General features: G+C 42.4%; 17 protein-coding genes. 7 read left to right on the top strand and 10 right to left on the bottom strand.

The genetic code is table 11. The features are described 5' to 3' along the window. Positions 1 to 146: 146 nt before the first annotated feature. Complete coding sequence (locus tag ACFFAP_RS22015; RefSeq protein WP_375513216.1) at positions 147 to 284, top strand: photosystem I protein PsaX; 138 nt, start codon at positions 147 to 149, stop codon at positions 282 to 284. 25 nt (positions 285 to 309) lie between these two features. Here ACFFAP_RS22015 and ACFFAP_RS22010 read toward each other — a convergent pair whose 3' ends face one another. Next, on the bottom strand, positions 310 to 1,176 hold the full coding sequence (locus tag ACFFAP_RS22010) for a branched-chain amino acid ABC transporter permease (RefSeq protein WP_375513215.1): 867 nt from the start codon (positions 1,174 to 1,176) through the stop codon (positions 310 to 312). Positions 1,177 to 1,380: 204 nt separating this feature from the next. On the opposite strand from ACFFAP_RS22010, the gene hrmK reads away from it, so the two are divergent. Continuing rightward, on the top strand, positions 1,381 to 3,255 hold the full coding sequence (hrmK, locus tag ACFFAP_RS22005; protein ID WP_375513214.1) for a hybrid histidine kinase/response regulator HrmK: 1,875 nt from the start codon (positions 1,381 to 1,383) through the stop codon (positions 3,253 to 3,255). Between the two features lie 66 nt (positions 3,256 to 3,321). Further along, positions 3,322 to 4,152, top strand: a complete 831-nt coding sequence (larE, locus tag ACFFAP_RS22000; protein WP_375513213.1) for an ATP-dependent sacrificial sulfur transferase LarE — start codon at positions 3,322 to 3,324, stop codon at positions 4,150 to 4,152. 25 nt (positions 4,153 to 4,177) lie between these two features. Here larE and ACFFAP_RS21995 read toward each other — a convergent pair whose 3' ends face one another. After that, complete coding sequence (locus tag ACFFAP_RS21995) at positions 4,178 to 4,540, bottom strand: DUF4864 domain-containing protein (protein WP_375513217.1); 363 nt, start codon at positions 4,538 to 4,540, stop codon at positions 4,178 to 4,180. A 68-nt stretch (positions 4,541 to 4,608) separates the two neighbouring features. Beyond that, positions 4,609 to 5,664, bottom strand: coding sequence for an SGNH/GDSL hydrolase family protein (locus ACFFAP_RS21990; protein WP_375513212.1), 1,056 nt, complete (start codon positions 5,662 to 5,664; stop codon positions 4,609 to 4,611). Between the two features lie 1,107 nt (positions 5,665 to 6,771). On the opposite strand from ACFFAP_RS21990, the gene ACFFAP_RS21985 reads away from it, so the two are divergent. Together ACFFAP_RS21985 and ACFFAP_RS21980 are read left to right on the top strand one after the other, a co-directional pair. Beyond that, positions 6,772 to 6,984 (top strand): hypothetical protein, encoded by a 213-nt coding sequence (locus tag ACFFAP_RS21985; protein WP_375513211.1) that lies wholly within the window; start codon positions 6,772 to 6,774, stop codon positions 6,982 to 6,984. A gap of 133 nt (positions 6,985 to 7,117) precedes the next feature. After that, a complete protein-coding gene (locus ACFFAP_RS21980; protein WP_375513210.1) occupies positions 7,118 to 7,303 on the top strand; it encodes a hypothetical protein in 186 nt (61 codons plus the stop codon). Here ACFFAP_RS21980 and ACFFAP_RS21975 read toward each other — a convergent pair. The 5 genes from ACFFAP_RS21975 to psaA all read right to left on the bottom strand — a co-directional run bounded on the left by ACFFAP_RS21975 (position 7,289) and on the right by psaA (position 13,520). Continuing rightward, positions 7,289 to 7,456, bottom strand: a complete 168-nt coding sequence (locus ACFFAP_RS21975) for a DUF5615 family PIN-like protein (protein WP_375513209.1) — start codon at positions 7,454 to 7,456, stop codon at positions 7,289 to 7,291. The two genes, ACFFAP_RS21980 and ACFFAP_RS21975, sit on opposite strands and share 15 nt — an antisense overlap. A 5-nt stretch (positions 7,457 to 7,461) precedes the next feature. Beyond that, on the bottom strand, positions 7,462 to 7,692 hold the full coding sequence (locus tag ACFFAP_RS21970; protein WP_375513208.1) for a DUF433 domain-containing protein: 231 nt from the start codon (positions 7,690 to 7,692) through the stop codon (positions 7,462 to 7,464). Between the two features lie 325 nt (positions 7,693 to 8,017). Further along, entirely contained in the window at positions 8,018 to 8,551 is a 534-nt protein-coding gene (locus ACFFAP_RS21965) for an HNH endonuclease family protein (protein WP_375513207.1), read from the bottom strand. Between the two features lie 300 nt (positions 8,552 to 8,851). After that, positions 8,852 to 11,083 carry a photosystem I core protein PsaB gene (gene psaB / locus ACFFAP_RS21960; RefSeq protein WP_375513206.1) on the bottom strand — a complete coding sequence of 744 codons (2,232 nt, stop codon included), beginning with the start codon at positions 11,081 to 11,083 and terminating at the stop codon, positions 8,852 to 8,854. Positions 11,084 to 11,261: 178 nt separating this feature from the next. Continuing rightward, complete coding sequence (gene psaA / locus ACFFAP_RS21955) at positions 11,262 to 13,520, bottom strand: photosystem I core protein PsaA (protein WP_375513205.1); 2,259 nt, start codon at positions 13,518 to 13,520, stop codon at positions 11,262 to 11,264. 543 nt (positions 13,521 to 14,063) lie between these two features. Here psaA and ACFFAP_RS21950 point away from each other — a divergent pair. Continuing rightward, entirely contained in the window at positions 14,064 to 15,698 is a 1,635-nt protein-coding gene (locus ACFFAP_RS21950) for a hypothetical protein (RefSeq protein ID WP_375513204.1), read from the top strand. A 234-nt stretch (positions 15,699 to 15,932) separates the two neighbouring features. On the opposite strand, the gene glsA is transcribed toward ACFFAP_RS21950, so the two are convergent. Next, complete coding sequence (gene glsA, locus ACFFAP_RS21945; RefSeq protein WP_375513203.1) at positions 15,933 to 16,847, bottom strand: glutaminase A; 915 nt, start codon at positions 16,845 to 16,847, stop codon at positions 15,933 to 15,935. Positions 16,848 to 17,150: 303 nt separating this feature from the next. Here glsA and ACFFAP_RS21940 point away from each other — a divergent pair, with 303 nt between their 5' ends. Further along, positions 17,151 to 18,665 carry a thioredoxin-like domain-containing protein gene (locus ACFFAP_RS21940; RefSeq protein WP_375513202.1) on the top strand — a complete coding sequence of 505 codons (1,515 nt, stop codon included), beginning with the start codon at positions 17,151 to 17,153 and terminating at the stop codon, positions 18,663 to 18,665. A gap of 175 nt (positions 18,666 to 18,840) precedes the next feature. On the opposite strand, the gene ACFFAP_RS21935 is transcribed toward ACFFAP_RS21940, so the two are convergent. Then, on the bottom strand, positions 18,841 to 19,602 hold the full coding sequence (locus ACFFAP_RS21935; protein ID WP_375513201.1) for a hypothetical protein: 762 nt from the start codon (positions 19,600 to 19,602) through the stop codon (positions 18,841 to 18,843). Positions 19,603 to 19,749: the final 147 nt, after the last annotated feature.

The raw sequence follows: 19,749 nt of genomic DNA, 5'->3' as shown, positions 1-19,749 counted from the left end.
CCTAATCCCCACTCCGTGGGGGCCCCGAGTTCCCCATTCCCCACTCTCCAATTCCCAACTTCACACAAATATTCTTGAAGAATTTGGATATTTGGTACACCAGTTTGGTATTTCTTAAAAAGTCCTGACATTAGGAGAATCGCATTATGACTTCTAAAAGCAAAGATTTACCAGTTGCCGACAGTGGAGCTAAACCTCCCTACGCCTTTCGCACAGGCTGGGCACTGTTCTTGTTAGCTATCAATTTCCTGGTAGCAGCCTACTATTTCCACATTATTCAGTAAGTAGTTAGAAGTGGAGTGGTGCTGCTCAAATCGTTCCTTTGAATAAACCTTTGGGACGAATGAGCAGCACCAAAATCATGATTAACAGTGCTACACCCTGTTTATACTGTGAACCCAGCCAAGGAGTGCTGACTTCTTGGACGATGCCAATAATAAAAGCTGCTGCGATCGCACCGTAAGGGTTGCCAATCCCACCAAGAATTACTGAGGCAAATAAAGGTAAAATTAAAAACCATCCCATATTCGGGCGCACGGCTGTAATTAACCCATACATACTGCCGCCCAATGACGTAATACTGCCAGCAATTACCCAAGTCCATAAAATAACTCGGTCAACATTGATACCTGAAACCCTGGCTAAGTCCAGATCGTCAGCAACTGCTCGCATCGCCTTACCAATTTTGGTATTTTGCAGCAGGTAATGCAGCGCCAAAATTGTTAACACCGCCAACCCCAATACTAATAATTGATTTTGCGGCACTTTTAAGCCAAAGATGTCTAAAGCTGGCGTAATAGGTAAATTATAATTTTGGTTCTTGCCACCCCAGATAAAAATAATGCCGTTGCGAAGAAATAAGGCAAGTCCGATAGAAATAATAATCAGCGTAGTGGAAGTAGCACGGATAGAGCGCATCTTTGACCACAGTAACTTTTCTGATAACAGCATTGCTGCTACTGTTCCCGCCGCCGCCAGGATCATCGACAGCCAAATATTGACTCCAATAGTGTTTATTAGCCAGGTCAGATAAGCTCCTAGAGTTAGAAAATCACCATGAGCAAAGTTAGATAACCGTAAAATTCCGTAGGTAAGAGTGAGTCCGACTGCCGCTAGAGCAATAATGCTCCCCACCGCAATCCCATTAACGATTAGTTGGGCGAATTGTGTATCCATAAGCCTTAAGTTACTTTAAAAATTTTAGGTCAATGGTTCATATAATAATTTTTTTGGAATAGCTGCTAAATTCGACATCATAAGTTATGGTTTATAACAACATAGGTTATGGTTTATAAATAAAAAAGAATTGTCAGTTAATATACATAGAATCCTTTTCGGATTTTTATGCGAATCTAAACTTGTTCAGCGGTCTAGTTGACCATGCAGCAGTACTCAAGCTTACCAGACCAAAACTCACAGATAGATGCAAGGGCAAAACCTTTGACAACAATTGAGCAACTTCGCGCCAAGTTGTGGCTGGAGAGCAGCTTGAACCAGTTGCAAAGTCGCCTTAATGATTGCCTGCTTTCTGCTTGTAACACTGTCCCACAGGCAGGAGCCGCAGAAGCAGAAATTCTCCAAACTGTAGTAAACGAGATTAACAGTGCTGTTCACAGCAGTAATTTGGCGCTTACAGATTGTGCCGTAGGCATCGCTTTGTTTGAACCACAAGAAACTGTTGCCACAGTTTGCTATGTTTCTTGTTCTCTATCCCCAAACTCACAACCTTTATTTCTAGAATTGCTGACAGCAGAAAAAAAGCTGCTGTTGAGATTGCAAGAGGTCATAGAACTCGAAGATTTGCAGCAGCTTGAAAATCAACAACCACCGAGCGGTTGGCGGTTAGCTGATGATTCTGGTAACGTCATGGGCTGGCTAATTATCGCCGCAGCCCCCCTAAACTCTGCTCGTGATTCGCTCATAGAATCACTTGCTCAACTCAGATCACAATTGATGGCAAGGTCTGCCAAGCATTGTACTACAGCCTTGGTACAACTTAGACACATTCTATCTTGGCAGCAACGGTATCAACAGTTAAGTAACTCTAATCAAGAATTGGAGCGCACCAATCAACTCAAAAATCAGTTTTTGGCAAACACCAGCCACGAAATTCGCACACCGCTTAGTCCAATTCTTGGGTTTACCCGCCTGCTCTTAGCCCAAGGGTACGAACCAACTAGAGAACGCCAGCAAGAGTATTTAAATATTATTCAGTCTAGCGGCAAGCACTTGCTAGCTCTGATTAATGATATTTTGGATCTCTCTAAAATTGAAGCAAATCAGCTAGAAGTGCAGTGGGAAAGAGTAGATGTGCCACTGCTGTGTAGCAATGTTTTCGCACTGGTGAAAGAGAAAGCTGCTAATAAGGGTTTAAAACTGTGCCTAGAACTTGAACCCGATATTACAACCTTAGTAGCCGATTCCTTACGACTCAAGCAAATGCTGTTGAATTTACTCTTTAACGCTCTAAAGTTTACTAGCAAAGGAAGTGTTGGCTTACAGGTTGTCCCGAAAGGCGCATTTGTGCATTTTACAGTTTGGGATACTGGCATCGGCATTTCCCAAGAAGACCAAGCACAACTGTTTCAACCTTATTTCCAAATTGCCAACACCGTAGCTGATGGTGTTGAAGGTACTGGTTTGGGTTTAGCAGTGACTCACAAACTTGCTGAAATTCACGGTGGTTCCGTGAAAGTGGAATCTGAAGTAGATCGCGGCTCCCGTTTTACCCTTGTGCTTCCCTTTGACCAAGAGGCGGGAGTCGGAGGAGATGAGGGAGCAGAGGAAGCAGGGAGAGCAGAGGAAGCAGGGGAAGCAGGGGAAGCAAAATACTCCTCATCTCCTCTGCCTTTCACCCCTAGTTCCTCTGTAGACATTTTGCTGGTAGAAAATGACTTACCTAACGCTGATTTGATGCAAATTTCTCTACGTAAATTGGGATATCAGGTGACTTGGGCCAAGAATGCTAGTGAGATGTGGGAAGCTCTAACACAGTTAGATCCAGCAGTGATTTTAATGGATGTTTATCTGGCAGATGGAAATGGTCTTAACTTGGTGCAACAACTGCGAGAAAATCGGCAATATCGGACGATTCCGGTAATTGTTCAAACAGCAATGGCGATGAAAGGTGATCGCGAAACTTGTTTAGCATCTGGAGCAGATGACTATATTTCTAAACCGATTGATTTACCACTTTTAGCCAGTCTGGTAGCCAAGTATAGCAAACCATCAATAACAGGGGAAACAGGGGAGTAGGGGAGCACAGGGAAATGACTACAATGGTATTTGTTGGGTGCTATAGGGTTTTGGCAGGATTGGGAAATGATGCTGACAGAAAAATTTGAGCAATTAAGAGCTTTATTTCAAGAAATGGAGCAGGCGTTGATTGCCTACTCTGGGGGCGTTGATAGTACTTTGGTTGCCAAAATTGCTTATGATGCGTTGGGCGATCGCGCTTTGGCTGTCACGGCTGTTTCTCCTTCGCTATTGCCAGAAGAGTTGGAAGACGCCAAAATTCAAGCTGCAACTATTGGGATTCCTCATAAAATCGTCCAGACTCACGAGATGGAAAATCCCAATTACACCTCTAACCCGGTTAACCGTTGTTATTTTTGCAAAAGTGAATTACACGACACTCTCAAACCTTTAGCTTTACAGTTGGGTTATCCCTACGTAGTGGATGGGGTGAATGCTGATGATTTGCATGATTATCGCCCAGGAATTCAGGCGGCGAAAGAAAGAGGTGCGCGATCGCCTTTAGCAGAAGTGGGTGTCACCAAAGTTGAAGTTAGACAACTTTCGCAACAACTCGGTTTACCTTGGTGGGATAAACCCGCTCAACCTTGTCTCAGTTCCCGCTTTCCTTACGGTGAAGAGATTACTGTCGCTAAATTACAACGAGTTGGTAGAGGAGAAATTTTCTTAAGAAAGCTAGGTTGGCAGAATTTGCGCGTGCGATCTGAAGGAGATACAGCACGCATTGAATTGGCATCAGAACAAATTAAAGAGTTTGTGTTAACTACGGATTTACAGAAAGTAGTTTCTGCATTTCAGGATTTCGGATTTCTTTACGTAACGCTGGATTTAGAAGGTTATCGTAGCGGTAAGTTAAATCAGGTTTTGAATCGGGAAGCCTTGAGTGTTAAATTATAATATTTTGGTTGTATGAAGATATAATTTATACTTCTTTACTTTCTACGGAAACTAGAAAGCAACCATTAATCCTCCAGCTATTATCTGGCTGTTTTTCCATAAAATATAAAGCCTTCAAGGGAACTCCATCAGGAGCTAGTAGTAGCACTGGCTGAGTTATGTTTCCCTGGATGGTTGTTATTTTCTCAAAAAAGACTGAACGAGGACGGTATACTGCTGGGTAGCTTATCTTTACCATCTGGATAAAATATTCTGGGGTTCCAAATTGCGCCTGAATTGCCGGACTAGCGAAAGCAAAAGCGCCTTGGGCATCATCCTGTTGAAAGGCTGCTAATTGCTGTTCAATTAGAGAACGGATGGTGATCGCATCGTTATCAGTAACTTCCATAAATCTAAAAATTGCGGCACCGAACAGCCCGTCGTAGACATCGCTCCAAGTGTCGGCAAAGCGATCGCTCAATTTCCACGCTGAGTTAGCTTATATTCTATCTGCTGTAGTGCCGATCGCCACACATCATAACCCTCTTGAGACAGGTGCAACCCATCTGTGGTCAACTCTGGGCGCAAATTGCCTTCCATATCCGTAAACCAGCTATAAATATTTAGATAATTAGCGCCTTCTTGTTTGGCAATCTGGGTTAGTTGTGTGTTGATGTGACGAATGCGGCTATTGGAAAGTTTTGCTAGGCGAGTAGGCAAAATTGATTGGACAATGATTTGAGCTTTTGGGTGAGTCTGCCGTAAGCGACGGATAATCCGGCGATAGTTACGCAAAATGGTGTCATCACTAGCGCCTTTGCGTAAGTCGTTAATCCCAGCCATGACATAAATCACATCTGGCCGCGTTGCCGAAAATGCCCCCAATCTTTTTAAAACGCCACTGGAAGTATCTCCAGAAATCCCTTGATTCAGCCACAATTTCCCAGCAGGCAGTTTTTCTCTAGGAAACCACATGCTCAAAGAATCACCAACTAAGATACTTAGATGATTTGCACCTTGACCTTGAGCGATCGCTCTCGCTTCTAAAGCTAATAGACTTTTCCAGTCATCATAAGTTAATTGACGTTTCTTGATCGACTCCCACAATGATTGCAAATTATCACTATCTACACGCGTATAAATCTGACCTGTTTTCAAAGCTGCTAATCTTTGGTAGTAAAGTTGATTCCCAGATGTCAGCGAAAGACCAGATGGTTGGGCGCTGGGGCTGAGTGATGACTCTGTTGGGGCTGGTAATCCCTGACTACTGACTTCTGCCAAACTCTGAATGTTTTTCTCACCTGCTGTTGGCTGCAAACTTTTTAGGGGTTGGAACGCATGGCCGCTGAGTTCTGGTAAGGTGATATCAACGCTATTGATAATTTTTGTACTGACTATTGCCTGAGAACCCTGTTTGAAATCCCACAGGGATCTAGAATTTTTTGGCAGGACAATCGACAAATGTGGAAGAGCCAATGCTGGTATTGCTAATACTGTTAACAAGCTTGCTGCCAACAGATAAGGGTCCCTCATCGCTTTGTCTCTCCTCTACTCACTGCTTTTCCATCTCACAGCATTAGTTGCCTGTATTCAGGAAAATTTTACTTCGGTTAAGTTATTATTCTTATTTAAACTGTATAGTTCTGTAAAGCGTGTTAACGAGATTATATTTGACAATTCACAATCTCTTTAAATTACAGTTTTTCCAGTGGTATACAAATTTGATTTGTGAAGATAGTTGTACTGAAAACCCTATTTTCACAAACCGACTATTTTTTATAACTCAGATGTCACAAATATTGCAAGTGTGTAAGTAGGAACTCAGCAATTAGCAGGTTATTTTTGAGTATCTCAGGACAAAAGTTTTGGCTTTTGCCGTTGCTCATATAAAAATAACCATTCAATTTTAGATAGGACTTTCGCACACTCTATGAATTCTTCTCTGCGAGACGCTGCGCGTTGGCGGAGCCTCTCCAAGAGTTGGCGTTCTTCTCTAACGAGACGCTACGCGTTCGCGTCTTCTCTACGAGACGCTACGCGAAGGCGGTTCGACAAATTAAGCTTTTGGGCGATTTTCGCATAAGTTCTATTAGATTTAAAAATGTCAGTCAATTGTGGCGATCGCATAAGACTTTACTAGAATAAGGGGGATAGCTTTTTAATTTTTCATATGAAATTAAACGTTGCAAAAGCGTCAGTTATCAAATATGGAATTAGTCAGATTAAAGATTCGATCACTAGCATCAGACAAGGATCGACACTCAAAGAAGTTTCTGACCATTTTGGTTTAATTTACAGCACAGTTAGAAGTTATGCCCGTAGACCCTTAATCAAAAAGGTTTGGGATATCTCTAGAGATATTTATAGCACTGTTAGACACTATACCCATTATTCTGGGATAATAAAAGTTAAATTTATTTTAATCCAAAAGTAGGCTCTTACCTTTAATGCCATAATTGAGGTTTTGATATAAATTATCCAGTTGTGGAACAGTACCCTGCACTTAGAAGGTTATTCTCTACATACCTAATTTAAAATTAATGTTTACTTATTGAAGTATGAGTTGAAACATATTTAAATTAAGTTTTAACTAAAGAAAATAACTTCATAGGAGGTGGTAAGATTTAGGCTTAATCATTAATGTTTTCCTTTTATTCCGTGGCTAGAGCTAGTACAGCGATTGGTGTGAGTCCCATTATTAAAGAGATTGTGCAAAAACAGGCACATTCGACACGTTTGACCCTGAAAGAAGTTATTTTCATGGGAATGTTAGCAATTGACAAACTAGATGATCAAGGTCGTCAAGAGTTAGCGGATCAAGTTCATCAAATGCAGGTGAATGGAGAAATTTAAGTAGCTATGGGTTAGGAGTTATGAGTTATATATTTTAACTCTTCTTAACGCAGAGGGAGATAGAAGGAAGCGCAAAGTAACGCAGAGGGTATATTAACTTTGTATCCATGCTATCACTGCGATCGCCGGATTCGTGTCTGTATGTCGTCTGCCACAACAAGACAACCTTTCAACTTTTCTAAAGGTTGCTCCTGTACAAGACGAGACAAAATTTATAGCACTGTTTGACGGCTACGGTTACGCGATCGCAGTAATAGAATACCAGGATGAGTACCCGGTGGAAAGCGGCGAACATCAGAGAAGTCTAAATCAAGAGTGATAAAAATCGTTCCTTAGCACAAACTTGCTGCCAAACAATTTTATCATCAGCACCAGATAATCCTTCATCAGTAACATGGTCAGCATTGTAATCACCTTGCTGCAAGAACTCGACGTGGGTTTGTCCCATATTTTCATCAAGTTTCACTGTCATTGTACTCATCGCAGTAGTAGCAATTCCTCTTCTCTGGTTAATTGCGCTGCATAAGCAATAGCTGCTCTGATATCTTTTAAAGCCAGTAGTGGATACTCTTGAACAATTTCCTCAAATGTCAGTCCCTCGGCAAGGTTATCAAGAATAACAGATACCATAATGCATGTTCCTTTAATGCACGGTTTCCCATGACATACATTTGGGTTTTGAGTAATGCGTTCTTGCCAGTTTGTCATAGTTTTGAGTGCTTGTAATTAAGTTTAATTTTAGGCGAGCGTGTGTTCACTAACTTCATAACAAGCTTTACATTATGCAAGTTTTAAAGTTTGGAAACGTTAGATAGGTTTTCCATCTCAAAGCGTTTATAGATTTATTTGTTCTTCAACAAAAGTTAAGACTTCATCAGTCTGGGCAACGTGCTAAAAACTTAAATAACTGATTGTACGCTAGGTAATACCAATTCTCTATGAAGTTGCACAGAATAAAACAAACGTTAACTCCATGCCAGCAGACAAGGGAATTATTCTATGCAGGCTCACATAGATTTGGTATAACTCATATCTAAACAGTAAAAATATTTTTCGCCATCTTTAGTAATTTATTTCTCCTTTGTTGGAAGTTTTGCTTATCCCAGTCCATAAATTTTCCTAGCTCTCGATTGAGTGTTATATTTGACTGTTCGTAAAGACTTCTCTTTTCAGCAAATGACTTATTACCTGCACTATTATTGTTACGTCCAGGCCAAAAAGACAGATTACCAATGTCATTCTTCAACAATTCAAGGTCTTCCATTAGTGAAGCACTGCTAGCATTGTGCGGATATATATGCTCTATCGTAACTTTGCTTAAATCAAAAATACTTATTTCATTTGGTTTTGGTTTACCATTAGCGCCATTAGAGTACCACTCAGCATGATCCTCTAATGTAGTTAAAAAGTGTCTGATAATTATCTTTTTTGAATAATTATCTTGATAGCTTAATTTTTGTATTAATAGAGATTCAAAAGTTTCATCAGGAGCATACTTTTCCTGTACTGCTTTTAATTCATTTCTTAAGGTAGGAATTTTATAGTCTTGCGGTGCTTGTCTAATCAACTTTGCGTGGTCATAATATATTATAGATATTTTTTCGGCGTGCGCTCCAACAATAGTAATGTAGCGAAAAGCAAAGCGTTCTAGAATGTCTTAAAAGGAATTCGACGACAAAACAAATCTCCTAATGATGTACTTTCAGGCTGCATAGTCATAATTTTTATATAAAGCTCGTATCTTATTTTATTAATGTAACAAATAAGACGAAATGTTGTGTGTAGTCATTACTTGGACTAAGTAATAAAAATCCCCTACCTTGCGGCAGAGGATTTTTATTACTTATCTACAAAACTAGCAGTCGAATTAACCGAACTTACCAGCAGTAGAAGCAATCAAGAATGCTGCGTAAGTGACAATGTAGCCAACAGTGAAGTGAGCTAGACCAACTACACGAGCTTGAACGATGGACAGAGCCACGGGCTTGTCTTTCCAGCGAACTAGGTTAGCCAGAGGAGTGCGTTCGTGTGCCCAAACAAGGGTTTCAATCAACTCTTGCCAGTAACCTCTCCAGGAGATTAAGAACATGAAGCCAGTTGCCCAAACTAGGTGTCCAAACAGGAACATCCAAGCCCAGACAGACAGGTTATTCACACCGTACGGGTTGTAACCGTTAATCAACTGAGCAGAGTTAGCCCAGAGGTAATCCCGGAACCAGCCCATGAGATATGTAGAGTTCTCATTAAACTGAGCTACGTTGCCTTGCCAAACACCTAGATGCTTCCAATGCCAGTAGAAGGTAACCCAACCAAGGGTATTCAGCATCCAGAATGTAGCGAGGTAGAAGGAATCCCAAGCTGAGATGTCGCAAGTACCGCCACGACCGGGGCCGTCGCAAGGGAAGGCATAGCCAAAGTCCTTTTTATCGGGCATCAGCTTAGAACCACGGGCATCCAAAGCACCTTTGACCAAGATCAAGGTGGTGGTATGCAGACCCAAAGCGATCGCATGGTGTACCAAGAAGTCGCCAGGGCCAATTGTCAAGAACAGAGAGTTAGTACCAGCATTGATGGCATCTAACCAGCCTGGCAACCAAACGTTAGCGTAGTTGGGCCATGCTGTATGGGCAATACTATCTGGGTTAGATAGTAAGGTGTTTAAACCGTACAGTACTTTACCGTTAGCAGCTTGGACGAATTGAGCAAACACTGGCTCAATCAGGATTTGCTTTTCAGGAGTGCCGAAAGCAACTACTACGTCGTTGTGTACGTACAAACTAAGGGTGTGGAAGCCTAAGAAAAGGGATACCCAGCTAAGGTGGGAGATAATCGCTTCTTTGTGCTTCAACACGCGTTCAAGGACGTTGCCCTTATTTTGCTCTGGGTCGTAATCACGTACCCAGAATATTGCCCCGTGAGCAAAAGCACCAAGTATCAAGAAACCAGCAATGTATTGATGGTGCGTGTACAGCGCTGCCTGAGTCGTGTAGTCCTTTGCAATAAATGCATAAGGAGGCATGGCGTACATATGCTGTGCCACCAGAGAGGTGATGGTTCCCAAAGCAGCTAGGTGAATACCCAACTGGAAGTGCAGCGAATTGTTATAGGTGTCGTACAACCCTTGGTGAGGAAGGTTAAACTGACCTTCACTCGTGGTACCGGGTACTAAACCAGCTTTGGAGTTCAGCATTTCTTTGATGCTGTGACCAATTCCGAAGTTAGTCCGATACTGGTGACCGGCAACTATGAAGATAACTGCGATCGCCAAGTGGTGATGAGCCATGTCAGTCAGCCACAAAGATTCTGTCTGGGGATGGAAACCACCCAAGAAAGTCAGAATTGCAGTTCCTGCACCTTGGGATGTGCTGAATATATGCCCAGGAGTGTCAGGGTTTTGAGCGTAAACGCCCCAGTTACCGGTGAAGAAAGGTGCCAAACCTGCTGGGTGGGGTGGGGTGGATAGGAAGTTATCCCAACCTACGTGCTGACCGCGAGATTCGGGAACAGCAACGTGAATTAAGTGACCAGCCCAAGCCAAAGAACTAACACCAAATAAACCTGCTAAGTGGTGGTTTAGGCGATGTTCCGCGCTCTTAAACCATGCCAAGCTAGGACGGTACTTGGGTTGCAAGTGCAGCCAACCAGCAAACAGTAATACAGCAGCGAATAAAAGCAAGAAAACTGAACCGTTGTACAGTTCACTGTTATTCCGCATACCGATGGTATACCACCAATGGTAAAGACCAGAGTAGGTAATGTTTACCGGATTACTAGCGCCAGCTTGGGTAAAAGCTTCAATCGCTGGTCTCCCAAAGTGGGGATCCCAAATCGCGTGGGCGATGGGACGGATGTGAAGGGGATCTTTAATCCACTGTTCAAAGTTACCTTGCCAGGCTACGTGGAACAGGAGGCTGGATGCCCACAGGAAGATGATTGCCAAGTGACCGAAGTGAGTTGCGAAAATCTTTTGGTAAAGATTTTCTTCCGTCATGCCATCATGGGTTTCAAAATCGTTGCCTGTAGCGATCGCATACCATATCCGACGAGTAGTCGGGTCCTGTGCGAGATCCTGGCTAAATTTTGGAAATTTTGTCGCCATAGGTTTAATAAATCCTCTGACCTTTAGCCATCAAGTATCAGCTGGGATAGTTAGGAGTTGTGAGTTATGAGTTGAGAATTATGAGTTTTAAATTTTATATTTCTAACTCCTAACTCCTAGCTCTTAACTTCATTCCTAACTCCTAACTCCTAATTCCTAACTTTTAGGAAGCTGATTGCTACCCTACTGAAAGGATGTGTGCATGGAAGAACGCCCAAGTAGTGACAATTCCTCCCAAGAGGTAGTGAGCTACCCCTACAGCCCGACCCTGAATAATGCTCAGAGCACGAGGCTGAATTGCTGGTGCTACCTTCAGTTTGTTATGCGCCCAAACAATGGACTCAATCAGTTCTTGCCAGTAGCCGCGACCACTGAACAGGAACATCAAGCTGAATGCCCAGACAAAGTGAGCGCCTAAGAAGAGTAGACCATAGGCAGATAGCGCACTGCCATAGGAATTGATGACTTGTGTAGCTTGTGCCCACAAGAAGTCTCGCAACCAACCATTGATGGTAATGGCGCTTTGGGTAAAGTTACCACCAGTGATGTGAGTCACATTCCCGGCTGAATCCACCGTTCCCCAGACATCTGATTGCATCTTCCAGCTGAAGTGGAAAATTGCGATGGATATTGTGTTGTACATCCAGAAAAGTCCGAGGAACACATGATCCCAACCAGATACTTGACAGGTACCGCCACGACCAGGACCATCGCAGGGGAAGCGGAAGCCCAGGTTTGCTTTGTCTGGAATCAGACGAGAGCTACGGGCAAACAGTACACCTTTGAGCAGAATTAGGACAGTAACGTGTATTTGGAATGCGTGAATATGGTGGATTAAGAAGTCCGCCGTACCCAAAGCAATGGGCATCATTGCTACTTTACCGCCTACAGCCAAAATCCCACCGCCGAAAGCATAGCTAACGGGTTCTAGCGCATTGGGAGCAGTGCCACCAGGAGCTAGAGTGTGGATGTTTTGTACCCACTGAGCAAACACTGGCTGCAACTGAATTGCAGTATCAGAGAACATGTCTTGGGGACGCCCCAAGGCACGCATTGTATCGTTGTGGATGTAAAGTCCAAAGCTATGGAAGCCGAGGAAAATACATACCCAGTTGAGGTGAGAAATAATCGCATCTCGGTGACGAATCACCCGATCCAGTAAGTTGTTTTGGTTCACAACCGGATCATAATCCCGCACCATGAATATGGCAGCGTGAGCCGCACCGCCGACTATACAGAATGCACCAATCCACATGTGGTGGGTGAAAATGCACAACTGCGTAGCATAGTCAGTTGCCAAATATGGATAGGGGGGCATCGCGTACATGTGATGCGCGATGATGATGGTCAGCGAACCCAAGAAGGCCAGGTTAGTAGCCAACTGAGCGTGCCAAGATGTGGTCAGGTTTTCGTAGAGACCTTTATGACCTTCACCGGTGAAAGGACCTTTATGGTTTTCTAGGATCTCTTTAATGCTGTGACCAATACCCCAGTTGGTACGGTACTGATGACCAGCAATGATAAAGACAACCGCGATCGCTAAGTGGTGATGAGCAATGTCAGTCATCCACAAGCCGCCTGTTACCGGGTTTAGACCGCCCTTGAAGGTCAGGAAGTCAGCATACTGACCCCAGTTCAAGGTGAAGAAAGGTGCTAAACCAGCAGCAAAGCTGGGATACAGCTCGGTCAACAAGTCTTTGTTCAAGATGAACTCGTGGGGCAAGGGTATGTCTTTGAGAGCTACGCCTGCATCCAAAAGCTTGTTGGTCGGTGCGGATACGTGGATTATGTGACCTGCCCATCCCAAGGAACCACAACCTAGCAATATTTGCAAGTGGTGATTCAGCATTGACTCCACATTCTGGAACCATTCCAGTTTGGGAGCGCGTTTGTGGTAATGGAACCAGCCAGCAAATAATAATAAGCCTGCTAATACCAAGCCACCGATCGCAGTCACGTAAAGCTGGAAGGAGTTTGTGATACCCCAGCCACGCCATACTTGGAACAAACCAGAGGTGATTTGAATACCGTGAAAACCACCGCCAACATCACCGTTTAAAATGTCTTGTCCCACAATGGGCCAAACGACCTGAGCACTAGGTCTAACGTTCAACGGGTCGCTTAACCAAGCTTCGTAGTTAGAAAACTTCGCGCCGTGGAAAATCATCCCGCTCAACCAAACCATTATTACGGCTAAGTGGCCGAAGTGGGCTGAGAATATCTTGCGGGATATGTCTTCTAAATCGCTTGTATGTGTATCAAAATCATGGGCGAGTGCATGCAGGTTCCAAATCCATGTGGTGGTTTTGGGACCTCTGGCTAAGGATCTGTCAAAGTGTCCAGGTTGCGCCCATCTCTCGAATGAGGTTGGAACTGGATCGTTATCGACGATTACTCTTGCCTTTTTTTCCTCTCGCTCCGGAGGACTTATTGTCATTCGACCTCCTCTCTTGATAAGGAATGAGGAATCATGAATACCACAAAGTTAACCATTACCGCAAATTCCATTTTCCTGAAGCCGCGATGAAGACCTATGTGGATTGTTGTTTCTCGTTGAATTATAAAGTCTTAACTTGTACTTTGTTGGAGATAGTTGGAGATATTTTAACAATAATTCAAACTTGCTGAAATATTGCTGGAATTCCTGCCTTAACTGCCTTTTAACTTCAAAGCCTTTGTCCAAAAGTCAATAGATTATTCATTTAATTTACAAAGAATAACAATTTGCAAATTTTATAGTTTGGCCGTATGGGCCGATGTTCCAGCTTCGGCTGCTATTGCTCATGAACATTTGTGTCATATTTCGATTGTTGTAAGTAAAAAGCTGTACAGAATATGACTTATTTTAAAATTTCTTGAGATACACAAGAAAAATTATGGGATGTGAGGCAGATTTCATCTTTTGGGCTATAGTTCCAGATGGACAGGTTGAGCCAAAATAATCTGTAAATTGTCGAAGAACTATCACTGGGTGCAACGCATGAACTCGTGGCAGAAAAGGGTGTTAGAGAAGCTCCTCCCTGAGAGGTTCCCGATTTTCAGGTGGGTAATAACATTGGTGCTGGTATTAAGCTTGACCAGTTGTGGCGAGAAAGTGAGTAGCCAGGAAGTATCTACTGACTATAGAGAAAACCCTCCACAGATTTCTCAAATTTCAAAGCAATTTTCGGAAGTTTCCCCACCATCTGTTATCCAAGAACTGGGGACAATTTTGGAAGTTTATCAGCCACAAGTGACAATTGTTACTCCACAAGCTGATGAAGTTCTCCAAGACAACAAAGCCACAGCCAGTTTTCAGGTTAAGGATCTACCAATATTTAAGGATTCACAATTACAACTAGGGCCCCATCTACACGTAATTCTAGATAATCAACCTTATATTCCTGTTTACGATCTGAATCAGCCCTTGGTTTTGCCAGACTTGTCTCCAGGTACTCATACCCTGCGCGTCTTTGCCTCGCGTCCTTGGCATGAAAGCTTTAAGAATGAAGGCGCTTATGCCCAAACAACATTTCACGTCCTCACCAAAACCGACGACAACAATCCAGATCCCAAGTTACCCCTGCTAACTTACAGCCGCCCTCAAAGTAGCTACGGAGCTGAACCAATCTTACTGGACTTTTACCTAACTAACGCTCCCCTGCACCTCGCCCTGAAGGAAAACCCTAACGACAAATTCAGTGATTGGCGCATCCGCTCCACAATTAATGGTGAAAGCTTTATTTTTGATCGCTGGCAAGCAGTTTATCTTAAAGGCTTCCGTCCAGGAAAAAACTGGGTAAAACTAGAATTTCTCGATAATCAGGGAAATCCTGTCAAAAATGCCTTTAATACCACAGTTAGATTGATTGACTACCAGCCAAAAGGTAAAGACACTTTGTCGAAAATTGTCAGAGGAGAACTCACAGCAGATGAGGTGCGCCCCATTGTAGACCCGAATTATAGACTCACGCCGTCCGTTGAAAAAACACCCGAAATACAACCGAAGGTAGAAAAACAGCCGATTCCCGAAACTGAAATTCCACAAGAATCCAAAACAGAGCCAACCAAGCCAGAATCGCTAGAACAACCAAAATTGGAAGTTCCAACGGCTGTACCATCTCCCACCTTGTCCCCGATACCTGAACCACAGCCACAGGTAACACCAACACCTGAATCAAGTCCGTTACCTGAAAAAGTTGTGCCTCAAACAACAAAACCGAGATTGGACGGATTTTTCAACCGTAAAGTCCCCACCCCACAAGCACCAGTTGCGCCATCTCTTAGTTTGCCACCGACGCTGCCAGAAATAATTGAGTCTCCAGCACCAGAAATAATTACGCCAACTCCTGAACCACAGCCAGAGGTAACACCAATACCTGAATCAATGCCGTTACCTCAAAAGGTTGTCCCTCAGCCAACAAAACCCAGATTTGGTGGATTTTTCAACCGTCGGGCGGGCAAGATAACCACCCCACAAACACCAGTTGCACCATCTCCTAGTTTGCCATCGACGCTGCCAGAGATTATTGAGTCTCCAGCACCTAAAACAACTGTGCCACCAGCAGAAACTAAACCAGAGGTAACGCCAACTCCTGAATCAACACCGTTACTCGAAAAAGGAGAAGTTAAATAACTCGTTTACTATCGGGGGCAAAAATAGAACTTACGCATTGACAATAAATGCAAAGTGTGCATAAGTTAAAAACCAATACAGTTCAGTTAAGCCCCAAATCCAATGCAAGAGAGGTTGCAATTGCTAGTCTCTACATACCTAAAATCAATACCAAAAATCCTTAACTGAACTGTATTGAGTTAAAAACTACATCTTTCGTAAAGGCACAGCAATGCTCATATATAAAAGCAGCATTTACCCGAAAATGCTCAACTCTAACTTTTGCGATAAAGCCTCAACAAAGGCAAGCCCCACTAGCGGATTTCCTACCGTATCCAACCCAGGACTGTAGCAAGCGATCGCTCCCTCATCTGGTACTATTGCTACCAGTCCACCACCAATCCCTGATTTCATCGGTAAACCAACTCTGACTGCAAACTGGGCAGAAGCTTCATATAACCCACAATTTAACATCACCGCATTCACAATCCGGCGGTTTTGTGCTGATAAACAGCCATTTTCACAAGCTAAAAGTTTTCCTAGCAGGGCTAAATCTTCAACTCGCCCTGATATACAGCATGTTTGTTCATAAGTGTCAAGGGCTGTTTCCAAATTTTCTAGATAACCTGTTTCGGCAAGATAGTTTGCGATCGCTTCATTGGCTTTTGAGCGTGTTAATCGCACTGAGTCCAGCATTAGCTCATCTAACCTTAGTTGGCAACCTGCTAATTGGTTGAGCCATTGACAAAATAAAAAAGTGCGATCGCTTGCATCCTTTCCTGGTAATTTATCAGCGAGGGTAATTGCCCCACTATTAATCATAGGGTTACGGGGATGGCCGCGATCGGCAATTAGTTGTTCTAAAGAATTGAAGGGTGCATCCGATGGTTCCACCCCAACCCACCCAAAAACTGTTTCTACGCCAAAATGTTCTAGCAGATAAAGTAAGGAAAATGTCTTAATAACGCTCATTAGCGGGAAAACACAAGTTGTATCCCCAAAGCTGATAGTTTTTCCCGATTCATAGCAGATGTGAACTGCAAACCAACTAGGATTAACTTTAGCTAATTGCGGAATGCGATCGGCTACTTGTCCCTGTTTAGCCGGAATTTTAGCTAGTTGCATCCAGGCTGATAAGTCCGTAGTGGTTAGTTTGTCAAGTCTTTTCAAAGTGTAAATTTTCTAAAAGTTCATTTATTAGAAATGGATTATCCAACAAATGTATTGATGTAGCTGGAGATCCTGGCACAGGTAATGGTGCACCATTGCAACTTATTGATTGCGAACTGTCTGGATTTAGCATAAACGGTAGAACCTCAGATCAGAGGTGGAGATGGCAACCAAGTTTTTGAGAGATTAAGGGGTGCAGTGCAATGACTGTGGGAATCATAACTAATTATCCGAATATGATATTAATTACTAATTACAAACTTGTACTGAGCGTAGCCGAAGTATTACGAATTACAAATTAGTATGGTTCCCCGTGTCAGATCGCCAGAATTACCACAAAATGACTCTTGGCTCAATACCGAAAAACCCTTGTCTCTTAAACAACTAAGGGGTAGAGTCGTAATTTTAGATTTTTGGACATACTGTTGCATCAATTGTCTGCATATTCTGCCAAACCTAAAATATTTAGAACAAAAATATAAAGATAGCCTTACCATTATCGGCGTTCACTCCGCCAAATTTGATAACGAAAAGGAAACAGAAAATATTCGCCAAGCTATCCTACGCTACGACATTGAACATGCAGTTGTAGTTGACAGTGGTTTTCGGATTTGGGAAGAGTATGCTGTGCGTGCTTGGCCTACGTTAATAATAATTGATCCAGAAGGTTATGTGATTGGCCAGATTTCTGGTGAAGGAAACCGTGACGCTTTAGACGAGTTAATTCAAAAGTTAATTCAGCAACATCAAGACAAAGGCACAATTAATTTCCAAGAACTCAGCTTGACTTTAGAAAAACAGCGCCAACCATTAATTACACCCCTAGCTTTTCCTGGTAAAGTTCTAGCTACTCCAACGGGTTTATTCATTGCTGACTCTGGACATCATCGCCTGATTATGAGTAGCTTTGATGGGGAAATTTTGCACTTGATTGGTACTGGAAAATCTGGCTTGACTGATGGTGCTTTTAACGAAGCGCAATTTTTTGCACCACAGGGAATGGCTTATGATGCCGAAAATCAAATTCTTTATGTTGCTGATACAGAAAATCATACACTGCGGCGAGTTGATTTAAAGCGTCAAGTAGTCGAAGCGATCGCAGGAACTGGTGAACAAAGCCGCAATATCCATCCTCATGGCGGTGCTGGTTTAGAAACTGCGCTAAATTCCCCTTGGGATTTAGTGAAAGTGGGAAATACCTTGTTTATTGCAATGGCTGGGCCTCATCAAATTTGGCAAATGGATTTAGAAACTAGCATTGTGAAAACTTATGCTGGTACTGGTGCAGAAGCTTGTGTTGATGGTTCACTTACCGAATCTGCCTTTGCTCAACCTAGCGGTATCAGCACAGATGGGAATGAATTATATATTGCTGACAGTGAAGTTAGCTCAATTCGCGGTGTTGGAATTGTAGAACCTTATCAAGTGCGAACCGTTTGTGGTAATGGAGGTTTATTTGGTTTTGGCGATGTAGATGGACAAGGTGAAGATGTTCGTTTGCAGCATTGTTTAGGAGTAGAATATGCCCAGAATTTTCTGTGGGTAGCAGACACCTATAACCATAAAATTAAATTAGTTAGTCCCACTGGGAATTGTCAAACAGTTTTGGGAGATGGTTCTGCTGGTTTACAAGATGGTCAAGGTAAGAACACTCAATTTTTTGAACCTTCGGGATTGAGTGTTTTGAGTTCACGTTTATATATTGCTGATACTAATAACCATGCTATTCGTTGCGTAGATTTGGATACCTTTGAAGTGATAACGCTGCAATTTTCTGGGTTGTGTGCGCCAGATGTTTGTATTCCGCCGAATTTATAAAAAGATTATCTCACGCAAAGGTGCAAAGAAAAATTTTGCGCCTTTACGTGAGATTTAAAAGAGAACAAAATTAAATTAATCAAAAATATTTTTATGATTCCCCATATTTTTTGACTGCGTTAGCGAATCTGTGATCTTATTAAAATTATCTGAGCCTTACCCCCAAAGTATGAATTTATTTCTCAGATAAATAGATTTTCAGTCTGATACTTTCTTTCAAGCTGCTAAGGTAAGTTATCAGTGCATAAAGAAAAATCACAATTCCTGCCATTTCCAAAAACTCTTCAAGAACTATACCAGCTAACGTTATGAAACTGCGGCGACCAAAATCTTCTATCAAAAGTCCACCCAACATTTCCATACCTAATGCTCCACCGACATAAACAACTGCGGCAATAAAAAATAAATACCGAGTTTTTTGAGGTAGATTGATCCAAAATTTTAGATATTTAAATGCAAAAACTGCCACTAAAATTGCACCAGGAATAACCCAGGTTTGGAAAAATATAGGATTGAGATGAAGCGCTTGTCGTACTGACGGAATGATAAAAGTCTCGTGAAAACTAAATGCCTCATCAAAACTCAAATATACAAATATAAAATATAGGTTTTTCCAGTAAGAGAAATGGCTGTCTTTCCTCTTAATAACAGTTATTACTTTAAGTAATCCCGAACAAAATAATAGAGAAAATGCGGAATACCAAGCAGGAATATTGAATTCTCCATCAAGGCTAAATAGTGTGTAAAACCATTTACTAGCTGGGAAGGGAAACTCTGAGAGCCAGAAATAGCCACTTAAAACGCCTGCGAGGGTGAGGCTGATAACTGTGAGTGTTAAACCTCGAGCAATTGTCTTAGCACAGAGATGAATTGGTAACTCCACACTAGAGTTTGATACTTGCTGCATACTAATAGTAATTTTATTTGTGTAAAACAATTAGTGGAAAATTCTTTCATACCCGTAAATAATATAAGCAAAATGTTACATAACTTTCATTAATAAAAAACTTATATTAGTTAATAAAATTGCTATTATAGCGGTTCTCAGTTGGGTGAAATATAGTAACAGCAGTGGGTGAACCAT

Origin of the sequence: uncultured Nostoc sp. (assembly GCF_964245575.1) — a bacterium.
GTDB lineage: Bacteria > Cyanobacteriota > Cyanobacteriia > Cyanobacteriales > Nostocaceae > Nostoc.
This window is presented reverse-complemented; position numbering and strand designations above follow the sequence as displayed.